We start from the raw sequence: 20,323 nt of genomic DNA on the forward strand, positions 1-20,323 counted from the left end.
GTTTTCATGGTGGCGGACACTAAGGGCGGGAAAGGCAGCCTGTCAACGGGAAAAATCGCGCCGGCGCGCGCAGCGTGCCGGCGCGACTGCGGTGATCAGCCCGGCGCCTTGCAGCGGGAAACGCGCGGATCGCATTTGGATGTCTTCTTGGCCTGCATCTTTGCCGGTGGACGGTGGGGCGCCACGTTCGCCGGACCATGGTGCTGGGACATGCGCATGGCCAATGCCTGCTGATGCGGCTTTTGCGGCCCAGCCCCGCGTGCGAGACGCTGCCCAGAAACCGAGCCGGGCGAAACCGGGTTGGACGACGATTTTACAACGACACGTCCATTGCCTGTGGTCTTGCCGGCAGGGGCCTTGAGCGTATCGGCCTTCACGCCGTTGCCGGCGACCATCCGCTTGCGCACGGCATCACCCGGTTTCGCGATGGCGGGATTGCCCGCCGCCACAGCGCCCGAGGAAATGGCCTTGTCGCCGGTCAGCGTCTTGGGGCCACGACCCGCCACGGTTTGCCCGTTTCCATCGGCAGTCCGGGCGGGCGTTCCGTTGCCGGCCAGCCTCTTGATCTCCGCGCCCCTGGAAGCATCGAGCCGTGCACTGGCAAACACCCCTTTGCGAGGCGGAACCACTCTTGCCGCCTTGATAGAGTCTATGACGGGCTTCGGGAACTGCTGCAGCCTGGGCCCGGCATTGATCGCGACGACCTGGTTGCCGAGCCGCACATGCGGCGCGTTGTTGACCGTGACGGTCTGGTTGATGATCGTCGTGTTGCGCACGATGACGACGTTTTCCTGAACCGGCCGCACCACCCTGACCAGATCGACCGCGCCGATCGCCGCCACCGGCACGAAGCACCACCAGGCGTCGTCGAAGGAGGCATCGATGTCGGGCGGTGCCGGCGCCCAGCCGACATCGTTGCCGCCCTGGCGCCAGACCACCCAGGCTGGCGCCCATTGGTCGCCGGCGATCCACACCCAGCCGAAATCGGGATCATAGGTCCAGCGGCCATAGTGATAGACGACATCGCCGAATGGCTCGGTGGATTGCCAGTACCAGCCATCGTCGGTCCAGACCCATCTGCCTTCGGTGTAGGGCCGCCATTCGGTACGGACCGTGGGAACCCAGACGTCGCCGAAGCGGCTGGAGGTTCGCCATCCGCCATAGTTTGAAAGCCTTTCGCGGAGGGTGACGGAGATTTCCGCCGCGTGCGCCTGAGTTCCAGGCAGCACCAGCGGGCTGGTCAAAGTCGCGCTCATGGCCATGACCAGAGCCAGGGCAGCGGCGCGTGTGCGCCGGCCGATAGAATGAACTGAAAATGCTTGCATAACGGGCTCCAGAGTTCCGCATCCAGAAAATCCCCGGGAACCGCCCTGTTGCCCGCCACCGCTTCCCGGCTTCTCACCGATCGGTTGTCATCAGCCTCGGTGACCGCATTGCGGCATATGACCATCAATTTTGCGCGACTGGCGCGGCATTGTCCCGGCGTTCGGAATCGGAGCGTCCGTTCCCGAGACCTGGGTGTTCCAAAACCGCTTGGTGATCTCAATTTCCGGATAAGCCGTTGAAACCGCTTGAAACTATGGTGGGGCGTGACGAGGGCCGCCATCTCTGCCGATACTTGGCTTTCCGGCCGGCACGTCCGGCGGAGCCACCATGACGATCTGGATTTCACGGGAGGAAACCTGATGCTCGACAAAGCCCCTAGCAAGAAACTGTCCGACCTGCTCGACCAATTCGGCGCCGCCTTGGCCGCCAATGACATCGACAAAGCGGTCGATTGCTTTCAGGAGGATTGCTACTGGCGCGACCTCGTCACCTTCACCTGGAACATAAAGACCATGGAAGGCCGCGACCAGGTTCGCGACATGCTGAAAAGCCAGTTGTCGAAAACCAGGCCGTCACACTTTGCCATCGCCAAGGGCGAGGACGCGACCGAGAGCGGCGGGTTGATCGAGGGCTGGATCAGCTTCGAGACGGAGGTGGCGCGCGGCTTCGGCCATATCAGGCTGAAGGACGGCAAGATCTGGACGCTGCTGACCACCATGGCCGAGCTGAAAGGCCACGAGGAGCCGGCGGGTTTCGCGCGGCCGATGGGCGCCAAACACGGCTCGGGCAAGAACCGTCCGACATGGAAGGAAGAGCGCGAGAAGGAGGCCGCCGAACTCGGCTTCAAGACGCAGCCCTATACGGTCATCATCGGCGGCGGCCAGGGCGGCATCGCGCTCGGCGCGCGGCTGCGGCAACTCGGCGTGCCGACCATCATCATCGAGAAGAACGAGCGGGCCGGCGACAGCTGGCGCAAACGCTACAAGTCGCTCTGCCTGCATGACCCGGTCTGGTACGACCATCTGCCCTATATCGATTTCCCGAAGAACTGGCCGGTCTTCTCGCCCAAGGACAAGATCGGCGACTGGCTGGAAATGTACACCAAGGTGATGGAGCTGAATTACTGGTCCTCGACCGAGGCCAAAAGCGCTTCCTATGACGACAAGAAGAAGGAATGGACCGTCGTCGTCCACCGCGACGGCAAGGACATCACGCTGAGGCCCAAGCAGCTGGTGCTGGCGACTGGACAGTCCGGCAAGGCCAATCTGCCGAAATTCAAGGGCATGGAGACCTTCAAGGGCGACCACCACCACTCCTCGAAGCATCCGGGTCCCGACGCCTATGCCGGCAAAAAGGCCGTTGTCATCGGATCCAACAATTCCGCCCATGACATCGCCGCGGCACTTTGGGAAGCCGGCGCCGACGTCACCATGGTGCAGCGCTCGAGTACCCATATCTCCAGATCCGACACGTTGATGGAAATCGGACTGGGTTCGCTCTATTCGGAGCAGGCGCTGCAGAATGGCATCACCACGGCCAAGGCCGACCTGATCTTTGCCTCGCTGCCCTACAAGATCCTGCACGAATTCCAGATCCCGGCCTATGCCGAAATGAAGAAACGCGACGCGACATTCTACAAGGGACTGGAAAAGGCCGGTTTCATGCTCGACTGGGGCGACGACGAGTCAGGCCTGTTCATGAAGTACCTCAGGCGCGGTTCCGGCTATTATATCGATGTTGGCGCCTCGCAGCTGGTCATTGATGGTTCGATCAAGCTGAAGAGCGGCGTCGACGTCAAAGAGATCAAGCAGCACTCGGTTCTGCTCAGCGACGGGTCGGAACTGCCTGCGGACCTCATCGTCTACGCCACCGGCTACGGCTCGATGAATGGCTGGGCCGCCGATCTGATATCGCGCGAAACCGCCGACAAGGTTGGCAAATGCTGGGGCCTCGGCTCGGACACAACCAAGGATCCCGGCCCTTGGGAAGGCGAGTTGCGCAACATGTGGAAGCCGACGCAACAGGAGGCGCTGTGGTTCCACGGCGGCAATTTGCACCAGTCACGTCATTATTCGCAGTTCCTGTCGCTGCAATTGAAGGCGCGGCACGAAGGCATCGCGACGCCGGTCTACGGGCTGCAGCAGGTCCATCACAAGGGATAGCCGGGCCTGACACAAGATACTCAGCGAGGTGCGGCGAGTGCCGCACCTTCGGCATCGCTATGAACGTGGAATATGCGCCGCTTCGATCGGCCCAGGCCTGCTGGCCATATCGAGGCGACGGGGCTCGCCAAGGGAGGCTCTCAGCGGCACTTCAGGAGCGTCTGCGGCACGCCCGCGCTCCCGACAATTGTCGGGGCGGTGTGGCGTCACCGCACCTTGCCCGTCGAAGCAGAAGCACATCTGTTGCCTCCCGGTTGCCGCCGTCAGGCGCGATCGCGAAAGTCGCTGACAACCCGCTGCAGCAGCGGCACGTAGTCGCGAAACGTCCGCGTCTTCATGTTGGCGATCTTGCCGCTCTCATCCCAGATGCGGACCCGGACCGCTTCCTCGTGGAAGGGGTTCTTGCGGAACTCGGCCACCTCCTCGGCGCTCATCGGCCCGCCTTGCAGCGACAGCGTATGGACCGAGGCCTGCGAGAGCCTGCCGAAATAGGTCGGGTCGGTGGCGCAGAGATAGCGCTTGGCCGCGACATGCAGCCTGACGCATTCGACGATGACGGGCGGAAAGAACGGCGCCAGCACCTCGCCGCCGGCTTCATCATGATGCTTGTCCTCGACATCCTCGGGTGAATAGGTGCCGAACTCGCTGGTGTAGTGGCCGATGTCGTGCAGCAGTGCCGCCGCGACCAGCTCGTCGGGCGCGCCGTCCTTTTCGGCGAACCAGGCGCCTTGCAGCATGTGCTCCGACATGGTGACGGGTTCGCCGAGATAGGATTCCGCACCCCGGCGCTCAAAGATGTCGGCGATGAACTCGACGATGGTGTCCGCGTTCAGGTCCTGGCCGCTCATTCCGCCGCCTCCTTGAACCCGTGCTCGATCGCCGCAAGCGTCGACAGCAAGCCATCCTTGTCGGCGTAACAGCCTTGCAGCCAGCGCTTGCCGGTGCCGGAAAACGCCTTGCGCGCATGCATGACGCGCGTGTTGTCGACGATGAACGCCTGCCCTGCTTCGAGCTTGAACGTCACTTCGAAGGACGGATCCTCGATCAGCTCTGCGAACCGGCGATAGGCGGCGTAGTACGCCTCCATGCTGGCGAACGGCACATCGACCGTCGGCGCCAGCGAACGGTTATTGAAGCGGATGCAGATCAGTTCGCCATCGGGCCCAAGCTCGATCATCGGCCGCTTCGCCTGCAGTCGCACACCCGACGAACCGGCATATTCGAAGCGCGCCGGGCATGAACTCAACAGCCGGAAGCCTTCCGGGTTCTCAGCCTGCAGCGCAGCCGCGACGGCAAACCCGTCGACGACGCTGGACTCGCCGCCCTCAACCGTATTCTCGATGCAGGACAGGATCTGCAGCGTCGGCACAGGGTCGCGATAGGGATTGTCGGTGTGCGCCTGGAGGCCGAGATTGGTGTAGGCGAGATTGCTGGGATTGACCTCGGCGCGCACTTCGAACCAGCGCCCGTAATTGGTCTCCCTGATATAGCCGAACAGATCGGACACTTTGCAAAGCGCTCCGGATTCGGCCGGCAGATCGTCCATCACCGCGAAGCCATAGGCTTTCACCGCCGACAGCCACTGCCGCAGGACGGCGCGGTCGCGGCTGGCGGCAGGGTAGCCGGCGCGCGGCACCGAATTCTGCATAGTGGCCTTGGTCCATCGCACGGTGTCCTCGCCTGTCCAGCCAGCCTGGCGGGCCGCGTTGCGATCATAGGCATTGGCGCGCAGCCATGCCGCCGGGAAACTCACCGTTTTTTGCTCGGGCACGAAGCTGACTTCCAGGGCGCCGCCCTTGATCGACGCGGCGCCGATCTTGGTCTCGGCGGGAATGTCGAGAATGGTGATCAGCCGTTGGCCATTGCCGGCGCTGCGCGTCTTGTCGTCCAGCGCATTGTCGCGCAGCCACATGGCGTGGAAACGGGTGCGCGACCCGTCCTTCCAGCCAAGTTCGATTGTTCTGCCTTCGTCGCCGATCAGCACGTGGGTGAGCATGGAGATCCGTTCCTGTCCGCTACGCCTGCGGTCCGATCCGCAGGTTTCGATTGCATGTTGATCGCGCGACAGGCATAACTCAAATTATCATTTTTTGGCCAATGACTGTAAATCTCTAATGGCTAGAACGATCCCACCCTTGCCGCCGCTTGACTGGCTGCGCAGTTTCGAGGCCGCGGCGCGGCTGTCGAATTTCACCGCGGCGGCAGCCGAGCTTGGCCTTACTCAGGCAGCCGTCAGCCAGCACATCCGGTTTCTCGAGGAGCGGCTGAAGACGCGCCTGTTTTCGCGGCTGGCGCGCGGCGTCGCGCTGTCACCAGAGGGTGCGGCCTACCTGCCCCACATCCAGTCGGCCTTCGCCACCATCGGCAACAGCACCGCGGAATTGTTCGAGCCGCGCGCCGTCCAGACCGTTTCGATCCGCGCGCCGATCTCCTTTGCCTTGCTGATGCTCGTCCCGGCGCTGCCCAATCTGGCTAAGGCACTGCCGCGCATCCAGCTCGATCTGGTGACGATCCATCGCCCGACCGACTACGACTTGCCGGGCTCCGTGCTCGACATCCGTTTTGGCAACGGATCCTTCCCCGGCCGCGAAGCCGACAGGCTGACCGCCGAGCGGCTCGTGCCGGTGGCGGCGCCGGCGCTCGCCGGCGACGCGGACTGGACCTCCCTGCCGCTGCTTCTGGTTGCCGGCGCACGCGAGATGTGGGCGGAATGGTTCGCCGCCGCCGGGCTGGCTGGCCACCCCAGGCGATCGCACCGCTTCGACAGTTTCGTTGCCGCCATGGAAGCGGCCAAGGCCGGCGCCGGCGTGCTTTTGGGCTCACGGCCACTCGTCGATGCAACGCTCGACAGCAAGACGCTGGTCAGGCTTTCCGACTTCGAACTCTCCAGCACATCGGGACATTTTCTGACCAAGGCATCGACCGCGCGCCTGACCGGAGCCGAGCAGGATTTTCGCCTGTGGCTGCTGTCGCGCCTCTCCGCGCCGGCATGACTGGTTATGAGACTGGCCCGATCCGCTTCCAGTAGATCAGCGTACCGGTCAGCCCGCCATGCGGTTTCAAGGCGTAGTCAGGTATCTCGCCGGCCAGCTTGAAGCCCAACCGCTCGTAGAGGCCTGAAGCGCCCTCCTCGGTTGCCGTGTCCAGAACCAGCAGCGTGCGCCCCTTCTCGACGGCGAGGCTCTCGGCGGCCCGCATCAGGCGCGTGCCCACACCCCTGCCCCGGCAATCGACTGATGTCATCAGCTTGGCGATTTCGGCCCGGTGCGGCTGGTTGGGCGGGCAGTCGAGCAGCAAGGTCACGGTGCCGACCAGGGCCTCGCCGTCCCAGGCGCCAAGCACCGTCCTTTCCCCTCCTGCCGCCGCGGCCAGCGATTTCTCCCAGAATGCACTCGCCGTCTGCGGCGCCAACGGATGCATGAAGCTCACCGATCCGCCGGCCGCCACCGTTGCGACCAGCAATCCGGCCAGCATGTCCTGCGTCTCAACAGCCGGGGTCAGTGTTCCGATCTCGATCGAGTTCATGCGCATGATGTCCTGTGATTTGCGATAGATGCGAGCGCATTCCATCAGTCCAGATGGCGCACGCGGCGTCGCTTTCGCGCCGCCTTGATGGCGCTGATGCGTTCGGTGTCTTCTTCCCTGAGATGCCGCCCGCGCTCCAGAATCTCGAGCGTGTATTCCTCATAGGTCAGGCCAAGCCGCTCGGCCTTGTCCATGCGCAGCAGCATGACCTCGCGGCTCGGCGCCTTCCACGCCTTGGCATGGGCGGCCTGCCAGGCAAGGAAGATGTAGGGATCGCCCTTGCCCCATGGCGGCCCCTTGTACTCATCGAGAGGCGGCCCCCCATTGTGGGAGCGCTTTGGTCTTCTCGCCATGATGTCAGCCCCTGACCAGCGCGACGAGATAGTCGGCGCCGGGCTCCAGGGCATGGAAGGTGCAGTCCGACGGCGCCCCAAGCGCCAGGCAATCGCCTGGCTCTAGCCTGTGCACGGCCTCACCTTCGACGAATTCGAGCCGCCCGGAAATCAGCCATATCTGCTGCTTGATGAAGGCGTAGGAAGCGGCCGGGAAGCTGACTTTGGCGCCCGCCGGCAGCTGCACCCTGATCAGCTCGAGCGGCATGTCGGAAGCCGGCGAAAGGTGCCGTCTGACATAGCCGGTATCGGGATCGCGCCACACCGGCTGGTCGGCCTCGCGCAGCAGCCCGCCACCCTGCAACTCCGCGCGCGCTATCAAGGTTGACAGCGTCATGCCGAAGGCCGACGCGATGCGCACCAGAAGAGCCGCCGTCGGACTGGTCTTGCCGCGCTCGATCGTGCTCAGCATCGCCTTCGAGACGCCGGAACGCTCGGCAAGTTCGGCTAGAGACCAGTCCCGCATGATCCTTTCGGCGTGTATCCTTCGACCGATCGTCGAGGAAATATCGTTCGCTATATCATCCATACGTCCATTATAGCGAAATATCGCCGTGGGAAAAGAGCCGTCTCGCGACAATTTTCTCGGGCTCCTTAATCCTCTCTACACCATCCGACCTCATTGGGCCTTAACCCCATTCCTGTAGGGTCTGATCTCCAGGGAAATGGGGATTGGCCTGTCCATGTATGTCGAACGCGAAGCCTCCGTTGGAGAACCGACATCGCAGGAGCGCCGCAACGCCGAGCAGAACGACAGGCGCATTTTGGGCAACGTCGTGCAATGCGACGGTGCGCGCGCCACCATCAGCGCCTATGCGGACGACGTCGACGGCGCGGTGACCGGCCTGTGGACGGTCGGCAAGATGATTTCCATCAACCTTGGATCCACGCGAACCGTCGGCCTGGTCTACGGAATCGGCAAGTCGGATCGCGCCTGGAGCAATGAGGGCCAAAACGCGATCGAGGTCAGCATCGAGCTGGTCGGCGAAGTGCGTGACGGTGCCGAACCCGGCGCCGGACCGGTCTTCGACCGCGGTATCACAACCTATCCGCATATCGGCGCCGTTGCGCATCGCATCCGCACCCGCGACCTGCAGGCGGTCTATGATCTCGCCGGGCGTCATTCGATCACCATCGGCACGCTCGCGCAGGACGAGACGATCGCCGCCAACATCGCCATCGACGATACGCTGGCGCGTCACTTCGCCATTGTCGGCACCACCGGTGTCGGCAAATCCACCGCCGTCTCGCTGCTGCTGCGAAAGTCGATCGCGGCACGGCCCGACCTGCGCATCCTGATCCTCGACCCGCACAACGAGTTCGCGGCGTCGCTGCCCGAATATTGCGTCCGGGTCGATTCCAAAACCTTGGATCTTCCATTCTGGATGTTCACGCTGGAGGAATTCGCCGAGGTGCTGTTCCGGGGCCGCGAGACCGAGCCGGAAGAAATCGATGCCTTGCGCGACCTCATTCCGGCCGCCAAGAACCTTTACCGCAATCCGAATTCCGGCGCCTATCTGCGGCGCGGCAGCGATGCGCTGACCGCCGATACGCCGGTGCCTTACCGCATCGCCGACCTCCTCAAGCAGATCGACGAGCGCATGGGCATGCTCGAGAGCAAGACCGATCGCCCGACGCTCAGATCGCTGAAGACGCGCATCGAATCGGCGGCCGCCGACCCACGCTACCGCTTCATGTTCAACTCGCGCCTGATCGAGGACACCATCCACGAGACGATCGGCAACATCTTCCGCGTGCCGCATCATGGCCGCCCGGTGACCTGCTTCGAGATGGCCGGCATGCCGTCCGAAGTGGTCAATTCCGTGTGTTCGGTGCTGGCGCGCCTGGCCTTCGACCTCGCTCTGTGGAGCGAAGGCAAGCTGCAGCTGCTGTTTTTGTGCGAAGAAGCGCACCGCTATATGCCGGCCGACCCGCGTCTCGGCTTCGCGCCGACCAGGCATGCGCTGTCGCGCATCGCCAAGGAAGGCCGCAAGTATGGCTGCTATCTCGGCGTCGTCACCCAGCGCCCTGGAGAACTCGACCCGACCATTCTGTCGCAATGCTCGACCTTCTTCGCCATGCGGCTCGCCAATGAGCAGGACCAGGCGATCATCCGCTCGGCGATTGCCGACTCTTCCGCCTCGTCGCTTGCCTTCCTGTCCTCCATGGGCCAGCGCGAAGCCATCGCCTTCGGCGAAGGTGTGGCGACGACCATGCGGCTGAAGTTCGAAAAACTGCCGAACCACCTGCTTCCCGGTACGGCCAAGCGCGAAGAGGCCGCCTCTTCGAAAACCGGCGACGATGTCGATCTGGTGGCGATCGTCGAACGACTGCGCAACGTGCCGAAACCAACGCAGCAGGCGATGGCCTTCGCAGAAGTCGTCGATTCAAGTCGCCAGGCGGGCGATCCCGACTACCGCAAGCCACCCGCCGCGCGCACGCCATCGGACGACGATTTCGACATGCGCTACGGTCTCAAGCCCGCAACCTTCGGCCTGCGCCCGCAAAACGATTAGGTCAGCAGCGTCAAGTCCTCTGCCGACTGACCGAGAAGCCGCGCCAAGCTTCCGAGGCTCAGCTTCGTTGGCTTGCTTGGGTAAATCCCGAAAGGGAATTCATCAGGCCGAGTTGAATGACGTGGCTTTCGAGAAGCCGGAGCGGAGCGGACATTTAGTCCGTGAGCACCGGAAGTCGAGAAAACCGCGTCAGGCGACCGGCCTCTTGAATTCTTCTTCGGGATCTTAGGCGCAGACGCGGTTGCGGCCCTGCCTCTTCGCCTCGTAGAGTTGGCGATCGGCACGGCGATAGAACTCTTCCGCCGTCTCCTTGCGGTCCCAGACGGCAAGCCCGACACTGGTGGTGATCTTGAGGCGGACATTGCCTGACAGCACCGACATGTTGGCGATCGCCTTGCGGATGCGTTCGGCAAACTTGCCCAGAAGCTCGGCGTCCATGTTGGGCGTGACCACGGCGAACTCCTCGCCACCCAATCGCGCCACCACGTCGTGGTAGCGGGTCATGTCCTTGAGACAGTTCGCGACGGCCTTGAGCACCTCGTCGCCGACGTCATGGCCGTGGGTGTCGTTGACCTGCTTGAAATGGTCGAGATCGAGGATCATCAGCCCGACGGGCTTTTCGATGCGCCTGAACTCCTCAAGATATTCCTTCAGCGCATCATCGAAATAGCGCCGGTTCTGCATGCCGGTCAGGCCGTCGGTCAGGGCGGCATGCTCGAGCGTCTCCGAGCGGGCGCTGAGCGAGACCGTCATGGCGCGCAGCTTGCCTTCTTCCGTCGCCTGTTTGCGGATCAGCGGGTAGATGAAGAAAATGCCGAAGAACAGCGCCGTGGCCAGGAGCACGCCGGTCGCGAACAAAAGCTTGTTGAGATAGATGACCTTGTCCAGACCCGACGCCGTATGCAGCTCGGTGGCGAAGGATTGCAGAAGCCCATAGGCATGCAGCGTCACCAGGCCGGCGGCCAGGATCACGAAGATAAAGACGAAAAATGCTGATTCCGCCTTGTGGAAACGCATCTGCTCCCCGATGGAAAAGTGCCCACTGACCTTATGGCATGGGCGGGCTTACGGAGGGTTAACTTGGACAACCGCAACGAGAACCTTTCCTTGCAGGTAAACTTTTCAGGTTGCAATGGAAACAAGCGATCAGATCGTGGTTTCCAGATCATCACCAGGGCGTAATCTCAGCCATTCCGGCCCCAGCTGATGCCTGAACCAGGTCGTCTGCCGCTTGGAATATTGCCTGGTCGCGATCTTGGCGCGTTCGATCGCCTCGGGAAAGCCAATCTCTCCGGCCATCGCGGCCTGCAATTCGCGAACGCCGATCGCCTTCATCGCCGGCAATTCGGGATCGAGGCCAAGCGCCGATAGAAGCTTGACCTCGTCCAGCGCGCCCTTGTGCAGCATCTGGTCGAAGCGTTTTTCGATGCGGCCGACCAGCACCGCCCGGTCCGGCTCGATCACGAAGAAATGTGCGGTCTCCCTGTCGATGAGCGGCTGGCCGCGTTGTGCCTGCCATTCACGGATCGAGCGACCCGACGCGTCGAGCACTTCCAATGCCCGCACGATGCGCTGGCTGTCGGTTGGCTTCAGTGTCATGGCGGTCGCCGAATCCTCGTGCAGCAGCAGGCCGTGCAGCTTGACGGCGCCCTGCTCCTTCAACTCGTAGCGCCAGCGGTCTCGGATCCGCTGCGGAATGTCGGGCATTTCCGAAATGCCCTCGGCCAGCGCGCGAAAATAGAGCCCGGTGCCGCCGACAAAAATCACGGGCCGCCTAGAGAGCGTGCCGTCGTCGATCAGCTTCATCACGTCGCGCAGCCAGGCGCCGGTGGAATAGGCTGTGGCCGGGTGGATATGGCCGTAGAGAAAATGCGGTGCGCGGGCGAGGTCGGCCGGCTCCGGCCGGGCGGTCAGCACGTCAAGCACCGAATAGCCCTGCATGGAATCGGTGTTGACGATCACGCCGCCCTTGCGCTCGGCCAGATCGAGCGCCAGCGCCGACTTGCCGCTGGCGGTCGGCCCGGCTATCAGGATCGCGTTCTTCACGCGGCCCTCGCCCGCCTGTTCGCCGGAATGTTCCATGCCGCTTGTCGCCACGCTTGTTTCCCGTCCCACTGAGCGCGCTTTGTCGCTGTCGCTTGCGAATATGGCGTCACGGTCGGTCGGCGCAAGCGCTGTTGTCTGGCTGGCTGAAGGGATTGCCTGCGATCTCATCCTGCCTGAGGCGGCTGACGCCGCCGATACGAGTGCCGCCTTGCGCACGGCACTCGCCACCGAGGCGGTCGACGTGATCGTCCAGCAGGCCGAAACCCGCCGCAAGAAAATCCTGATCGCCGACATGGATTCGACCATGATCGACCAGGAATGCATCGACGAACTGGCCGACGAGATCGGCGTCAAGGATCGGGTTGCCACGATTACCGCGCGATCGATGAATGGCGAGATCGCTTTCGAACCGGCCCTGCGCGAGCGGGTGGCGTTGCTCAAGGGCCTCGACGCCGCCGTGGTCGATCGCATCGTCGCCAATCGCCTGACGCTGGCCTCGGGCGGCCGCGCTCTGGTTCAGACCATGCGCGCCAACGGCGCCTGGACGGCACTCGTGTCCGGCGGATTCGAGGTCTTCACGACGCGCATTGCGGCCATGCTCGGCTTCCAGGAGAATCGCGCCAACCGCCTGCTCGAACAGGACGGCCGCTTCACCGGATTGGTCGGCGAGCCAATCCTCGGCCGCGCCGCCAAGGCCGACGCGCTGTTCGAGATTTCAGCGCGGCTCGGCCTGACGCCCATTGACGCTATCGCCGTCGGTGACGGCGCCAATGATCTCGACATGATCCGCCTGGCCGGCACCGGTGTCGCGCTCCATGCCAAGCCGACAGTGGCGGCACAGGCAAAGGTCCGCATCGACCATGGCGACCTGACCGCGCTGCTCTATGTGCAGGGCTACAAACAGGAAGAGTTTGTGCAATGAAACCAATGCGTACCGAGCGCCTGATCCTGCGCAACTGGGAGGATCGCGACCGCGACCTGTTCCACCGCATCAACTCCGACGAACAGGTCATGGAGTTCTTTCCATTCCGCCGCGACCGTGCCGCCGCGGATGCCAAGATGGACGAGGTCCGCGCGTGGGTCGACAAGGACGGCTATGGCTTCGCCGCGGCCGAGATCGCGGCCACGGGCGAGTGCATCGGTTTTGTCGGGATAACCGGGACGGAAGATATTGACGTCCTGCCAGCCGGAACGATCGAGATCGGCTGGCGTCTCGCTCCGGAATTCTGGGGCAAGGGCTACGTCACCGAAGCGTCGGAAGCCTGGCTGGCCTACGGCTTTGAAACGCTACGCCTTGACGAGATCGTCTCCTTCGCCGTCGAGAAAAACCGCCGCTCCACCGCCGTCATGCAACGCCTCGGCATGACGGCCGATCCGTCCGCCGACTTCGACCACCCCAGCATTCCCGACAGCCATCCGCATCTCAAACGGCATGTCCTCTACAGATTGTCACGCCAAGACTGGCAGGCAAGAAAAAGGGCGGCTCGCTAGCCGCCCTTTTTCTTTCAGTGTTGTCGTGTTGTCGGCTCTTCCGGACCTCAGTCCATCCGGATCGTGACGAACCTGAGCTCGCCGGTCTTCGATGCCAGCATCAGCAGCGCATTCTTGCGCCCCTGCTCCTTCAAGGCGCCGATCCGGTCCATGACATCCTTGGGCGTAGCAACCGATTCCTGCGCGATCTCGGTGATCACCTCGCCCGGCTGGATGCCGCGCTCGGCGGCGGCGGAGTCCTTGGTGACGTCGGTGATGACGACGCCCGAAACATCGGCCGCAATGCTGAACTTCTTGCGCGTCTCGTCGTTCAGTTCGCCGACCGTCATGCCGAGCACCGAGGCCGTGGAAACGGCCGGAGCCTTGTCGCCCTTGTCCTGGTCGGTGTTGCTGCCGTCCTCGCCGCTGGCGAGCTTTTCGCCATCCTCGAGCCGGCCGAGCGTCACTTTCACGGTCTGCTCGACGCCCTTGCGCACGATCAGCACATCGACTGCCTTGCCAACCGGGCTTTCGGCGACGACGCGCGGCAGGTCTCGCATTTCATGGATGTCCTTGCCGTCGAACTTGATGATGACGTCGCCGGCCTGGATGGTGCCATTGTCGACCGGACCGCCCTTGATGACGCCGGCGACCAGCGCGCCCTTGGCGGTCGCCATGCCGAGGCTCTCGGCGATGTCGTCGGTCACCGGCTGGATGCGCACGCCGAGCCAGCCGCGCCGCGTCTCGCCGAACTGGCGCAACTGGTCGACGACGCCCGAGGCGAGCTGCGAGGGAATGGAGAAGCCAATGCCGATCGAGCCGCCGGAAGGCGAAATGATCGCGGTGTTGATGCCGATGACCTCGCCCGCGCTGTTGAACAGCGGTCCGCCGGAATTGCCGCGGTTGATCGCGGCATCGGTCTGGATGAAGTCGTCATAGGGGCCGGAATTGATGTCTCGATTGCGGGCCGAGACGATGCCGACCGTCACCGTGCCGCCGAGGCCGAACGGATTGCCGACCGCCATCACCCAGTCGCCGACGCGCATCTTGGTGGAATCGCCGAACTTCACCGCCGTCAACTTGTGGCCCTTCGGATCGACCTTCAGCACCGCGACATCGGTCTTGGTGTCGGTGCCGACCAGCGTCGCCTTCAAGGTGATGCCGTCGGAGAAATTGACCTCGATGTCGTCGGCATCGGCGATGACGTGGTTGTTGGTGACGACGATGCCTTGCTCGGCGTCGATGACGAAGCCGGAGCCCAGCGACTGCACCTTCTGCGCGCCGTTGTCCTTGTCGCCGCCGCGGTTCTTGAAGAAATCGTCGAAGAAATCCTGGAACGGCGACCCCTCGGGCAGCTGCGGCATCGGCACCGCACCGGGACCCTCGGTGCCCTTCACCGTCTGCGAGGTCGAGATGTTGACCACAGCGCCGAGCACGCCTTCCGCCAGGTCGGCCACCGAAGCAGGTCCATCCGCGGCAAATGTCGGTGTCACGAAGGAAGGGACAGCGACGGCGCTGACAAGAAGTGCTGCCGCGCCGGCGATGAACGTCCGCCGTGCCACGCGCAGAATTGTATTGGATGTCATCGAGAAGCCTCCCGGTATTCCTGAAAAGAAAAGCGCTTCGACGAAAACGCCGCGTCGCGCCATGTTGGCAAAAAATACGGCACGTTTGCGGCTATGACTATCGGCAGAGGATAAATCATCAATTATCCCGGATCGAAGCTCGTATCCCGGGGATCGAAGCTCGTATCCCGGGATCGAAGCTCGTATACGAAAAACCGAAGCTCGCCGCCGTCATCCGCCTCGCACCAGCCAGACGATGCAGACACCGATGGCGATCGCTGCCAGCCCGGCAATCCGCAGCGCATTCTCGGGCAGCGACAGCACTTCGGTGGCAAGCTTCCTGGCAAGGCCGGGAAAGCCGCCATAGACCAGACCTTCTATCACAAGGACAAGGCCCATGGCGGCGAGAAAATCCTGCACCGGCCGCTACTGGCCGGTGCTCGGCTGTGCCGCCGGCGCGGCAGGTGCCGTCGCCGGAGCGGTTGGGGCCGGCGAAACCGGCTTCGCCGGCGCCTCGCTGCCGTCGGGATTGCGGAAGAAGCGGAAGAACTCCGAGTTCGGCGACAGCACCATCGTCGTTCCGGTGTTGTCCAGCGCCGTGCCATAGGCACTCATCGACCGGTAGAAGTCGAAGAAAGCCGGATCGCGCTGATACGCTCCCGCGAAGGTGGCACTGCGCTGGGCTTCGCCCTCGCCGCGCAGGATCTCCGACTCTTTCTGCGCTTCGGCGACGATCTCGACCACTTGGCGATCGGCGCGGGCCGTGATGCGCTGCGCCGCTTCGTTGCCGCGTGCCCTCAGCCGCGCAGCTTCCGCCAGGCGTTCCGCCTTCATGCGGTCGAAGGTCTGCTGTGAGACCTCGGCCGTGAGATCCGTGCGGCGGATACGGACATCCTCGATCTGCAGGCCGAGCGACGTGGCGTCGGGCCTGAGCTGATCGCGGACTTCGCGCATCATCACGGCGCGCTGTTCGGAGAGTGCGGCCTCGAAATCGCGCAGACCGTAGACGCGGCGCAAGGCAGCGTCGAGACGCGTCCTGAGCCGGGCTTCGGCCAGCTCGATCTGGCCGGACACGGCAGAGCGGAAGACGCGCGGATCCGAGATGCGATAGGCGATGAAGGCGTCGACCTCATAGAACTTGCCGCCCGACACCTGGACACGAATATTGTCGAGGTCGAAGCGCAGCACCCGGTTCTCGATCAGTTGTACCGTGTCGGCGTCGAAGAACGAGAACGGCGCCTTGAAGTAGATGCCGGGTTCGCTCTTGACGTCGACGATCTCGCCGAACCTGAGCACCAGCGCCTGCTGGCGCGCATTGACCACGAAGACCGAAGAATAGAGCAGGAACAGGATGATCGCTGCTGCGACGACGATGATGGGGAGACGGTTGGCCATCACTGGTTACCTCCCGTCACGCCACCAGCGGCGGCCGGTGCCACCGCTTTCGGCTGCAATGCCGGCAGCGGCAGATAGGGGACGACCCCTTGCCCGTTGCCCTGCTCGACGATGACCTTGTTGGAATCCTTCAGAACCTTCTCCATCGTTTCCAGGTAGAGGCGCTTGCGTGTCACATCGGGCGCTTTGGCATACTCGTCATAGACTGAGATGAAGCGCTGCGCCTCACCCTCGGCTTCCTGCACGACCCGGTTCTTGTAGGCGGCCGCGTCTTCGCGGATCTGTGCGGCCTCGCCGCGTGCCTGGCCGAGTTTCTGGTTGGAGTACTGGTTGGCCTGCTCGACGAACTTGTCTTCGTCCTGCTCGGCGCGCTGCACCTCGTCGAACGCATCGGCCACTTCGCGTGGCGGTGCCGCATCCTCGATCGAGACGGCGTTGACGTTGAGACCGGCCTTGTAGCCGTCCAGCGTCGTCTGGATGATTTCACGCACCGAGGCGGCAATGCCCTGGCGGTCGTCGCGGAAGATGTCCTGCGCGGGCCGGCGGCCGACGGCTTCACGCATGGCGCTTTCGGCAACCTGCCGCAGCATGCCGTCGGGATCGGACACGTCGAACAGATACGCGCTCGGGTCGGAGACCTGATAGGCCACCGAGAACTGGACGTTGACGATGTTCTGGTCGCCGGTAAGCATCAGCCCGGAGGTGTTGCCACTCGTCGCGCCGCCGCCGCCAATATCGACGAGCTGCTCGGAAATCTTGGCTGTCTCGACGGTTTCGAGCGGCCACCAATGGAAATGCAGGCCGGGCTGCGACAGTTCGGCCTTCGGCTTGCCGAAGCGCAGTTCGACCGCGACCTCGTCGGGCTGCACGGTGTAAACAGCCTTGAACGCCCACAGCACCACGAGTGCCGCCGCGATCAGCGCGAAAATAGCCGGGCTTGCGCCACCGCCACCCGGCAGAGCGCGCCGCAGCCGGTCCTGGCCGCGGCGGATGATGTCTTCGAGATCGGGAGGCGAGCCCTGTGGGCCGCTCGGTCCCTTTGGTCCCTGCCCCCAGGGTCCCTGATTGTTGCCGCCGCCGCCGCCCCATGGGCCGCCGCCACCGCCGCTCTTATCGTTCCAGGGCATGAATGTCCTTTCGCTTGGAATTCCCTCAAGCGCCGGTATTACGGCGCAAAATCCAGTATTGTTCTTCTATAGGGACGCCACGAGGCGCTTTCAACGCGATGCGCTGCCGACTCGTCCGATTTGGTCCGGTCGCGACCCTTTGTCTTCCTTCAATGCCCCTTTTATCATTCAATGTCTCTCGCGGCGGCGCTCGTAAACCGAATAGCGCGTCGCGTGGCTGTCCTTTTCCCCGGCTGGAACGTCCTGCGAGCTGACAACGCGCCAGGAATCCGGATCGATCGGCGGGAAATGCGCATCGCCATCGACCCCTGCCAGCACATGGGTGACGTGCAGCCGGTCGGCCAGCAGCAGCGCCTGGGCATAGATTTCGCCGCCGCCGATGATGCAGACCTCGTTCACACCGACCATGCAGCGCCCGCGCACCGTCGCCAGCTGGATCGCGGCTTCGAGCGAATGCGCCACTTCGACGCCTTCGGCGCGCCAGGCCTTGTCGCGGGTGACGACGATGTTCAGCCTGCCCGGCAGCGGCCGGCCGATACCCTCATAGGTCTTGCGGCCCATAATGATGGGCTTGCCCATCGTGTCGGCCTTGAAGCGCTTGAGATCGGTGGAGAGCCGCCAGGGCAACCCGCCGTCCCGCCCGATCACGCCGTTCTCGGCAATGGCAACGTAGATTGCGACGTGCATCAATTGTCGTCCGTTGGATCGAGGATCAGGATGTCGATGTCGTGCTCGGGATAGAAATCATCCGCCGTCATCTCGAATGTCGTCGGCCCGACCTTTTTGACATTGTCGCCGCAGAACGAGACCAAGGCTTTCGGATTGCCCTTGTCGACCGTCAGCTTGAACTTGCCGATTGTGCCTGCCGCCCAGTTGCCGCCTGTGGTCAGGATATAGGCGATGCGGCTTTCGTTGTACTGCGGATAGCCGTCTGGACCATCCTTGGCCGCCTTGCGCACCGCGTTCTCGAATGCGTCGTCCATGCAGTAGCGCGTCTTGTAGGTCGCGTACTGTCCCTGGAATTTGCCGTCATAGAAAAAGCTGACCGAAGACGTGCCGCCAACGCTTGGCTTGTAGCGGTGGGAAACGTGGACGTCCTTATTGGCTGGAAAGGTCGAACGCCACCAATAGGTCGAACGCAATTGCCAGAACGGCGTATAGACCTTCTTCGCCTCCGTACCGTCGCTGTCGCTGTCCTCGATGATGATGCCGCGGTTGACCCAGTCGTCGGTAACCGCCTGCGGCAACTTCGCCAGGGCCGCCTTCGCCGCATCGCCGAATGGATAGAACGGCACGTTCTGCGCTCTTAGCTCGGAGCTGACGTCGATGCCGAGCGCCAACACCTTCTGCTCGAGCTGCGGCTTTGCCGGTGCGCCATCGATCGTCACCTCGAAGCCGAGGAAATTGTCGCTCTGGTTTTCAGGGATCGCCGGGATTTCTTCGGGATTGCCCGATATGTCGGGCATCGGGAAGGCGACGATGGCGTCGACATCCCTGTCGGTGTTGTTGTGGAAGACGTAGTCAACCGTGACCTTTTCCGGCGAAATGAAAAGGTCCTCGCTTTGCATCGCTATGGCGTCGCTGCGCGACAGGATCAGGCCGCCGGTGCCAAGTTCGGCAACCGAATCATTGGCGAGTGCCGGCGCGGCCGACAGGGCCAGCATGGCGGTCAGAACATATCGCAACATGGAAGCCCCCTCGGCTAGAATGCCCTGATGACCCTAGCCGTTTCAATGTGGCGTTTCAAAGCCCTTCCGCATCCTCGGGCGCGCCAAGGCGGTCTGGACTAACAGGTTCCGATCGGGCAGGAGTTCGCTCCATGCGCAAGCTTCTCGTCATCGGCATCGGCGCCGGCAATCCCGACCACATGACCGTTCAGGCCATATCAGGCCTGAACCAGGCAGATGTGCTGTTCATCCCCGACAAGGGGGAGAAAAAGAACGACCTTGCCGAGCTGCGCCGCCAGATCTGCGACCGCTTCGTCACCAACCCGAAGTCACGCCGTGTCGAATTCGACGTGCCGGTGCGCGACCTGCCAGTAGAAGATGGGCCGGCGCCGTCCTATCGCTCGACCGTCGATGACTGGCATGAGGCCATCGCCGCGATCTACGAGGGCCTGATCCGCGACGAGATTGTCGCGGATGGCTGCGGCGCCTTCCTGATCTGGGGCGATCCTTCGCTCTATGACAGCGCGCTGCGCATCCTCGAGCGCGTGCGCCTGCGAGGCAATGTCGCGTTCGAGCTTGAGGTGATACCCGGCATTACCGCCGTCCAGGCGCTTGCCGCCGGCCACAAGATGGCCCTGAACCGCATCGGCGATTCCGTCCTCATCACCACCGGCCGGCGCCTGACCGAGCAAGGCATGCCGAACAATGCCGGCAGCGCGGTCGTCCTGCTCGACGGCAAATGCGCCTTCAACACGCTGGCCGACAAGGATGTCGTCATCCACTGGGGCGCCTATCTCGGCACGCCGGACGAGATTCTCGTCTCGGGCCGGATCGGTGATGTCGGCGCGGAGATCGAAAAGGTCCGCGAAGAAGCCCGCCGGCAAAAGGGCTGGATCATGGACACCTATCTGCTTCGAAAACCCGAATAGGAAGGCAATAGGGGAGTAAGGCAGTAGGGCAATAGGTGAAGGATGTTTGTGCTAGAAGACAGCACACGAATGCCTGCTTACTTCCTAGCCCTACTGCCCTACTGCCCTACTGCCCTACTGCCCTACTGCCCTCCCTTAGCCCGCATCAATCTCCGCCTGCAGCGCCTCCATATGCGTCGCCGCTGCGGCGGCCGCCGCACGCT

General features: G+C 63.3%; 20 protein-coding genes. 6 read left to right on the top strand and 14 right to left on the bottom strand.

All coding sequences use genetic code 11. The features are described 5' to 3' along the window. Positions 1-95 precede the first annotated feature (95 nt). The gene (locus FCU66_RS36630) at positions 96-1,325 is read right to left on the bottom strand and encodes a DUF6600 domain-containing protein (RefSeq protein WP_246094176.1); all 1,230 of its coding nucleotides are present in this window, start codon (positions 1,323-1,325) and stop codon (positions 96-98) included. A gap of 360 nt (positions 1,326-1,685) precedes the next feature. Here FCU66_RS36630 and FCU66_RS36635 point away from each other — a divergent pair, with 360 nt between their 5' ends. Next, positions 1,686-3,488: an NAD(P)/FAD-dependent oxidoreductase gene (locus tag FCU66_RS36635; RefSeq protein ID WP_136620243.1), complete on the top strand. Its 1,803-nt coding sequence runs from the start codon at positions 1,686-1,688 to the stop codon at positions 3,486-3,488. 263 nt (positions 3,489-3,751) lie between these two features. Here FCU66_RS36635 and tmpB read toward each other — a convergent pair whose 3' ends face one another. Together tmpB and tmpA are read right to left on the bottom strand one after the other, a co-directional pair. Beyond that, positions 3,752-4,336, bottom strand: a complete 585-nt coding sequence (gene tmpB / locus FCU66_RS36640; protein WP_056583050.1) for a (R)-1-hydroxy-2-trimethylaminoethylphosphonate oxygenase — start codon at positions 4,334-4,336, stop codon at positions 3,752-3,754. Continuing rightward, positions 4,333-5,484 carry a 2-trimethylaminoethylphosphonate dioxygenase gene (gene tmpA / locus FCU66_RS36645; RefSeq protein WP_136620244.1) on the bottom strand — a complete coding sequence of 384 codons (1,152 nt, stop codon included), beginning with the start codon at positions 5,482-5,484 and terminating at the stop codon, positions 4,333-4,335. Before tmpA ends, tmpB begins: the two co-directional genes overlap by 4 nt. Before the next feature lie 118 nt (positions 5,485-5,602). On the opposite strand from tmpA, the gene FCU66_RS36650 reads away from it, so the two are divergent. Continuing rightward, the gene (locus FCU66_RS36650) at positions 5,603-6,481 is read left to right on the top strand and encodes a LysR family transcriptional regulator (RefSeq protein WP_136620245.1); all 879 of its coding nucleotides are present in this window, start codon (positions 5,603-5,605) and stop codon (positions 6,479-6,481) included. Positions 6,482-6,485: 4 nt separating this feature from the next. Here FCU66_RS36650 and FCU66_RS36655 read toward each other — a convergent pair whose 3' ends face one another. From FCU66_RS36655 to FCU66_RS36665, 3 genes are read right to left on the bottom strand one after another with little or no spacing between them, the layout of a single operon-like run. Continuing rightward, positions 6,486-7,013, bottom strand: coding sequence for a GNAT family N-acetyltransferase (locus FCU66_RS36655; protein ID WP_136620246.1), 528 nt, complete (start codon positions 7,011-7,013; stop codon positions 6,486-6,488). Between the two features lie 44 nt (positions 7,014-7,057). After that, on the bottom strand, positions 7,058-7,366 hold the full coding sequence (locus FCU66_RS36660) for a hypothetical protein (RefSeq protein WP_136620247.1): 309 nt from the start codon (positions 7,364-7,366) through the stop codon (positions 7,058-7,060). Between the two features lie 4 nt (positions 7,367-7,370). Next, a complete protein-coding gene (locus FCU66_RS36665) occupies positions 7,371-7,934 on the bottom strand; it encodes an XRE family transcriptional regulator (RefSeq protein ID WP_136620248.1) in 564 nt (187 codons plus the stop codon). 154 nt (positions 7,935-8,088) lie between these two features. Between FCU66_RS36665 and FCU66_RS36670 the strand changes: the two genes are divergently transcribed. Further along, positions 8,089-9,921, top strand: a complete 1,833-nt coding sequence (locus tag FCU66_RS36670; protein WP_136620249.1) for an ATP-binding protein — start codon at positions 8,089-8,091, stop codon at positions 9,919-9,921. 225 nt (positions 9,922-10,146) lie between these two features. Here the strand turns inward: FCU66_RS36670 and FCU66_RS36675 are convergent, their stop codons facing one another. Together FCU66_RS36675 and miaA are read right to left on the bottom strand one after the other, a co-directional pair. Continuing rightward, entirely contained in the window at positions 10,147-10,938 is a 792-nt protein-coding gene (locus FCU66_RS36675; protein ID WP_136620250.1) for a GGDEF domain-containing protein, read from the bottom strand. Positions 10,939-11,067: 129 nt separating this feature from the next. Continuing rightward, positions 11,068-12,003, bottom strand: coding sequence for a tRNA (adenosine(37)-N6)-dimethylallyltransferase MiaA (gene miaA / locus FCU66_RS36680; protein WP_136620251.1), 936 nt, complete (start codon positions 12,001-12,003; stop codon positions 11,068-11,070). On the opposite strand from miaA, the gene serB reads away from it, so the two are divergent. Together serB and FCU66_RS36690 are read left to right on the top strand one after the other, a co-directional pair. Beyond that, the gene (gene serB / locus FCU66_RS36685) at positions 12,002-12,889 is read left to right on the top strand and encodes a phosphoserine phosphatase SerB (protein WP_136620252.1); all 888 of its coding nucleotides are present in this window, start codon (positions 12,002-12,004) and stop codon (positions 12,887-12,889) included. The two genes, miaA and serB, sit on opposite strands and share 2 nt — an antisense overlap. Next, entirely contained in the window at positions 12,886-13,458 is a 573-nt protein-coding gene (locus FCU66_RS36690; RefSeq protein WP_136620253.1) for a GNAT family N-acetyltransferase, read from the top strand. Before serB ends, FCU66_RS36690 begins: the two co-directional genes overlap by 4 nt. Before the next feature lie 47 nt (positions 13,459-13,505). Here the strand turns inward: FCU66_RS36690 and FCU66_RS36695 are convergent, their stop codons facing one another. The 6 genes from FCU66_RS36695 to FCU66_RS36720 all read right to left on the bottom strand — a co-directional run bounded on the left by FCU66_RS36695 (position 13,506) and on the right by FCU66_RS36720 (position 19,212). Beyond that, positions 13,506-15,023: a DegQ family serine endoprotease gene (locus tag FCU66_RS36695; protein ID WP_136620254.1), complete on the bottom strand. Its 1,518-nt coding sequence runs from the start codon at positions 15,021-15,023 to the stop codon at positions 13,506-13,508. Between the two features lie 210 nt (positions 15,024-15,233). Next, positions 15,234-15,422, bottom strand: coding sequence for a DUF2065 domain-containing protein (locus FCU66_RS36700; protein ID WP_136620255.1), 189 nt, complete (start codon positions 15,420-15,422; stop codon positions 15,234-15,236). 6 nt (positions 15,423-15,428) lie between these two features. After that, positions 15,429-16,397: a protease modulator HflC gene (hflC, locus tag FCU66_RS36705; protein ID WP_136620256.1), complete on the bottom strand. Its 969-nt coding sequence runs from the start codon at positions 16,395-16,397 to the stop codon at positions 15,429-15,431. After that, entirely contained in the window at positions 16,397-17,524 is a 1,128-nt protein-coding gene (gene hflK / locus FCU66_RS36710) for an FtsH protease activity modulator HflK (RefSeq protein WP_136620257.1), read from the bottom strand. Before hflK ends, hflC begins: the two co-directional genes overlap by 1 nt. A gap of 168 nt (positions 17,525-17,692) precedes the next feature. Next, positions 17,693-18,211: a dihydrofolate reductase gene (locus tag FCU66_RS36715; protein ID WP_136620258.1), complete on the bottom strand. Its 519-nt coding sequence runs from the start codon at positions 18,209-18,211 to the stop codon at positions 17,693-17,695. After that, positions 18,211-19,212 carry a DUF4424 domain-containing protein gene (locus FCU66_RS36720; RefSeq protein ID WP_136620259.1) on the bottom strand — a complete coding sequence of 334 codons (1,002 nt, stop codon included), beginning with the start codon at positions 19,210-19,212 and terminating at the stop codon, positions 18,211-18,213. Before FCU66_RS36720 ends, FCU66_RS36715 begins: the two co-directional genes overlap by 1 nt. Before the next feature lie 131 nt (positions 19,213-19,343). Between FCU66_RS36720 and cobF the strand changes: the two genes are divergently transcribed. Then, a complete protein-coding gene (gene cobF / locus FCU66_RS36725; protein WP_136620260.1) occupies positions 19,344-20,120 on the top strand; it encodes a precorrin-6A synthase (deacetylating) in 777 nt (258 codons plus the stop codon). Positions 20,121-20,323 lie beyond the last annotated feature (203 nt).

Origin of the sequence: Mesorhizobium norvegicum (assembly GCF_004919685.1) — a bacterium.
GTDB classification, from domain to species: domain Bacteria; phylum Pseudomonadota; class Alphaproteobacteria; order Rhizobiales; family Rhizobiaceae; genus Mesorhizobium; species Mesorhizobium norvegicum.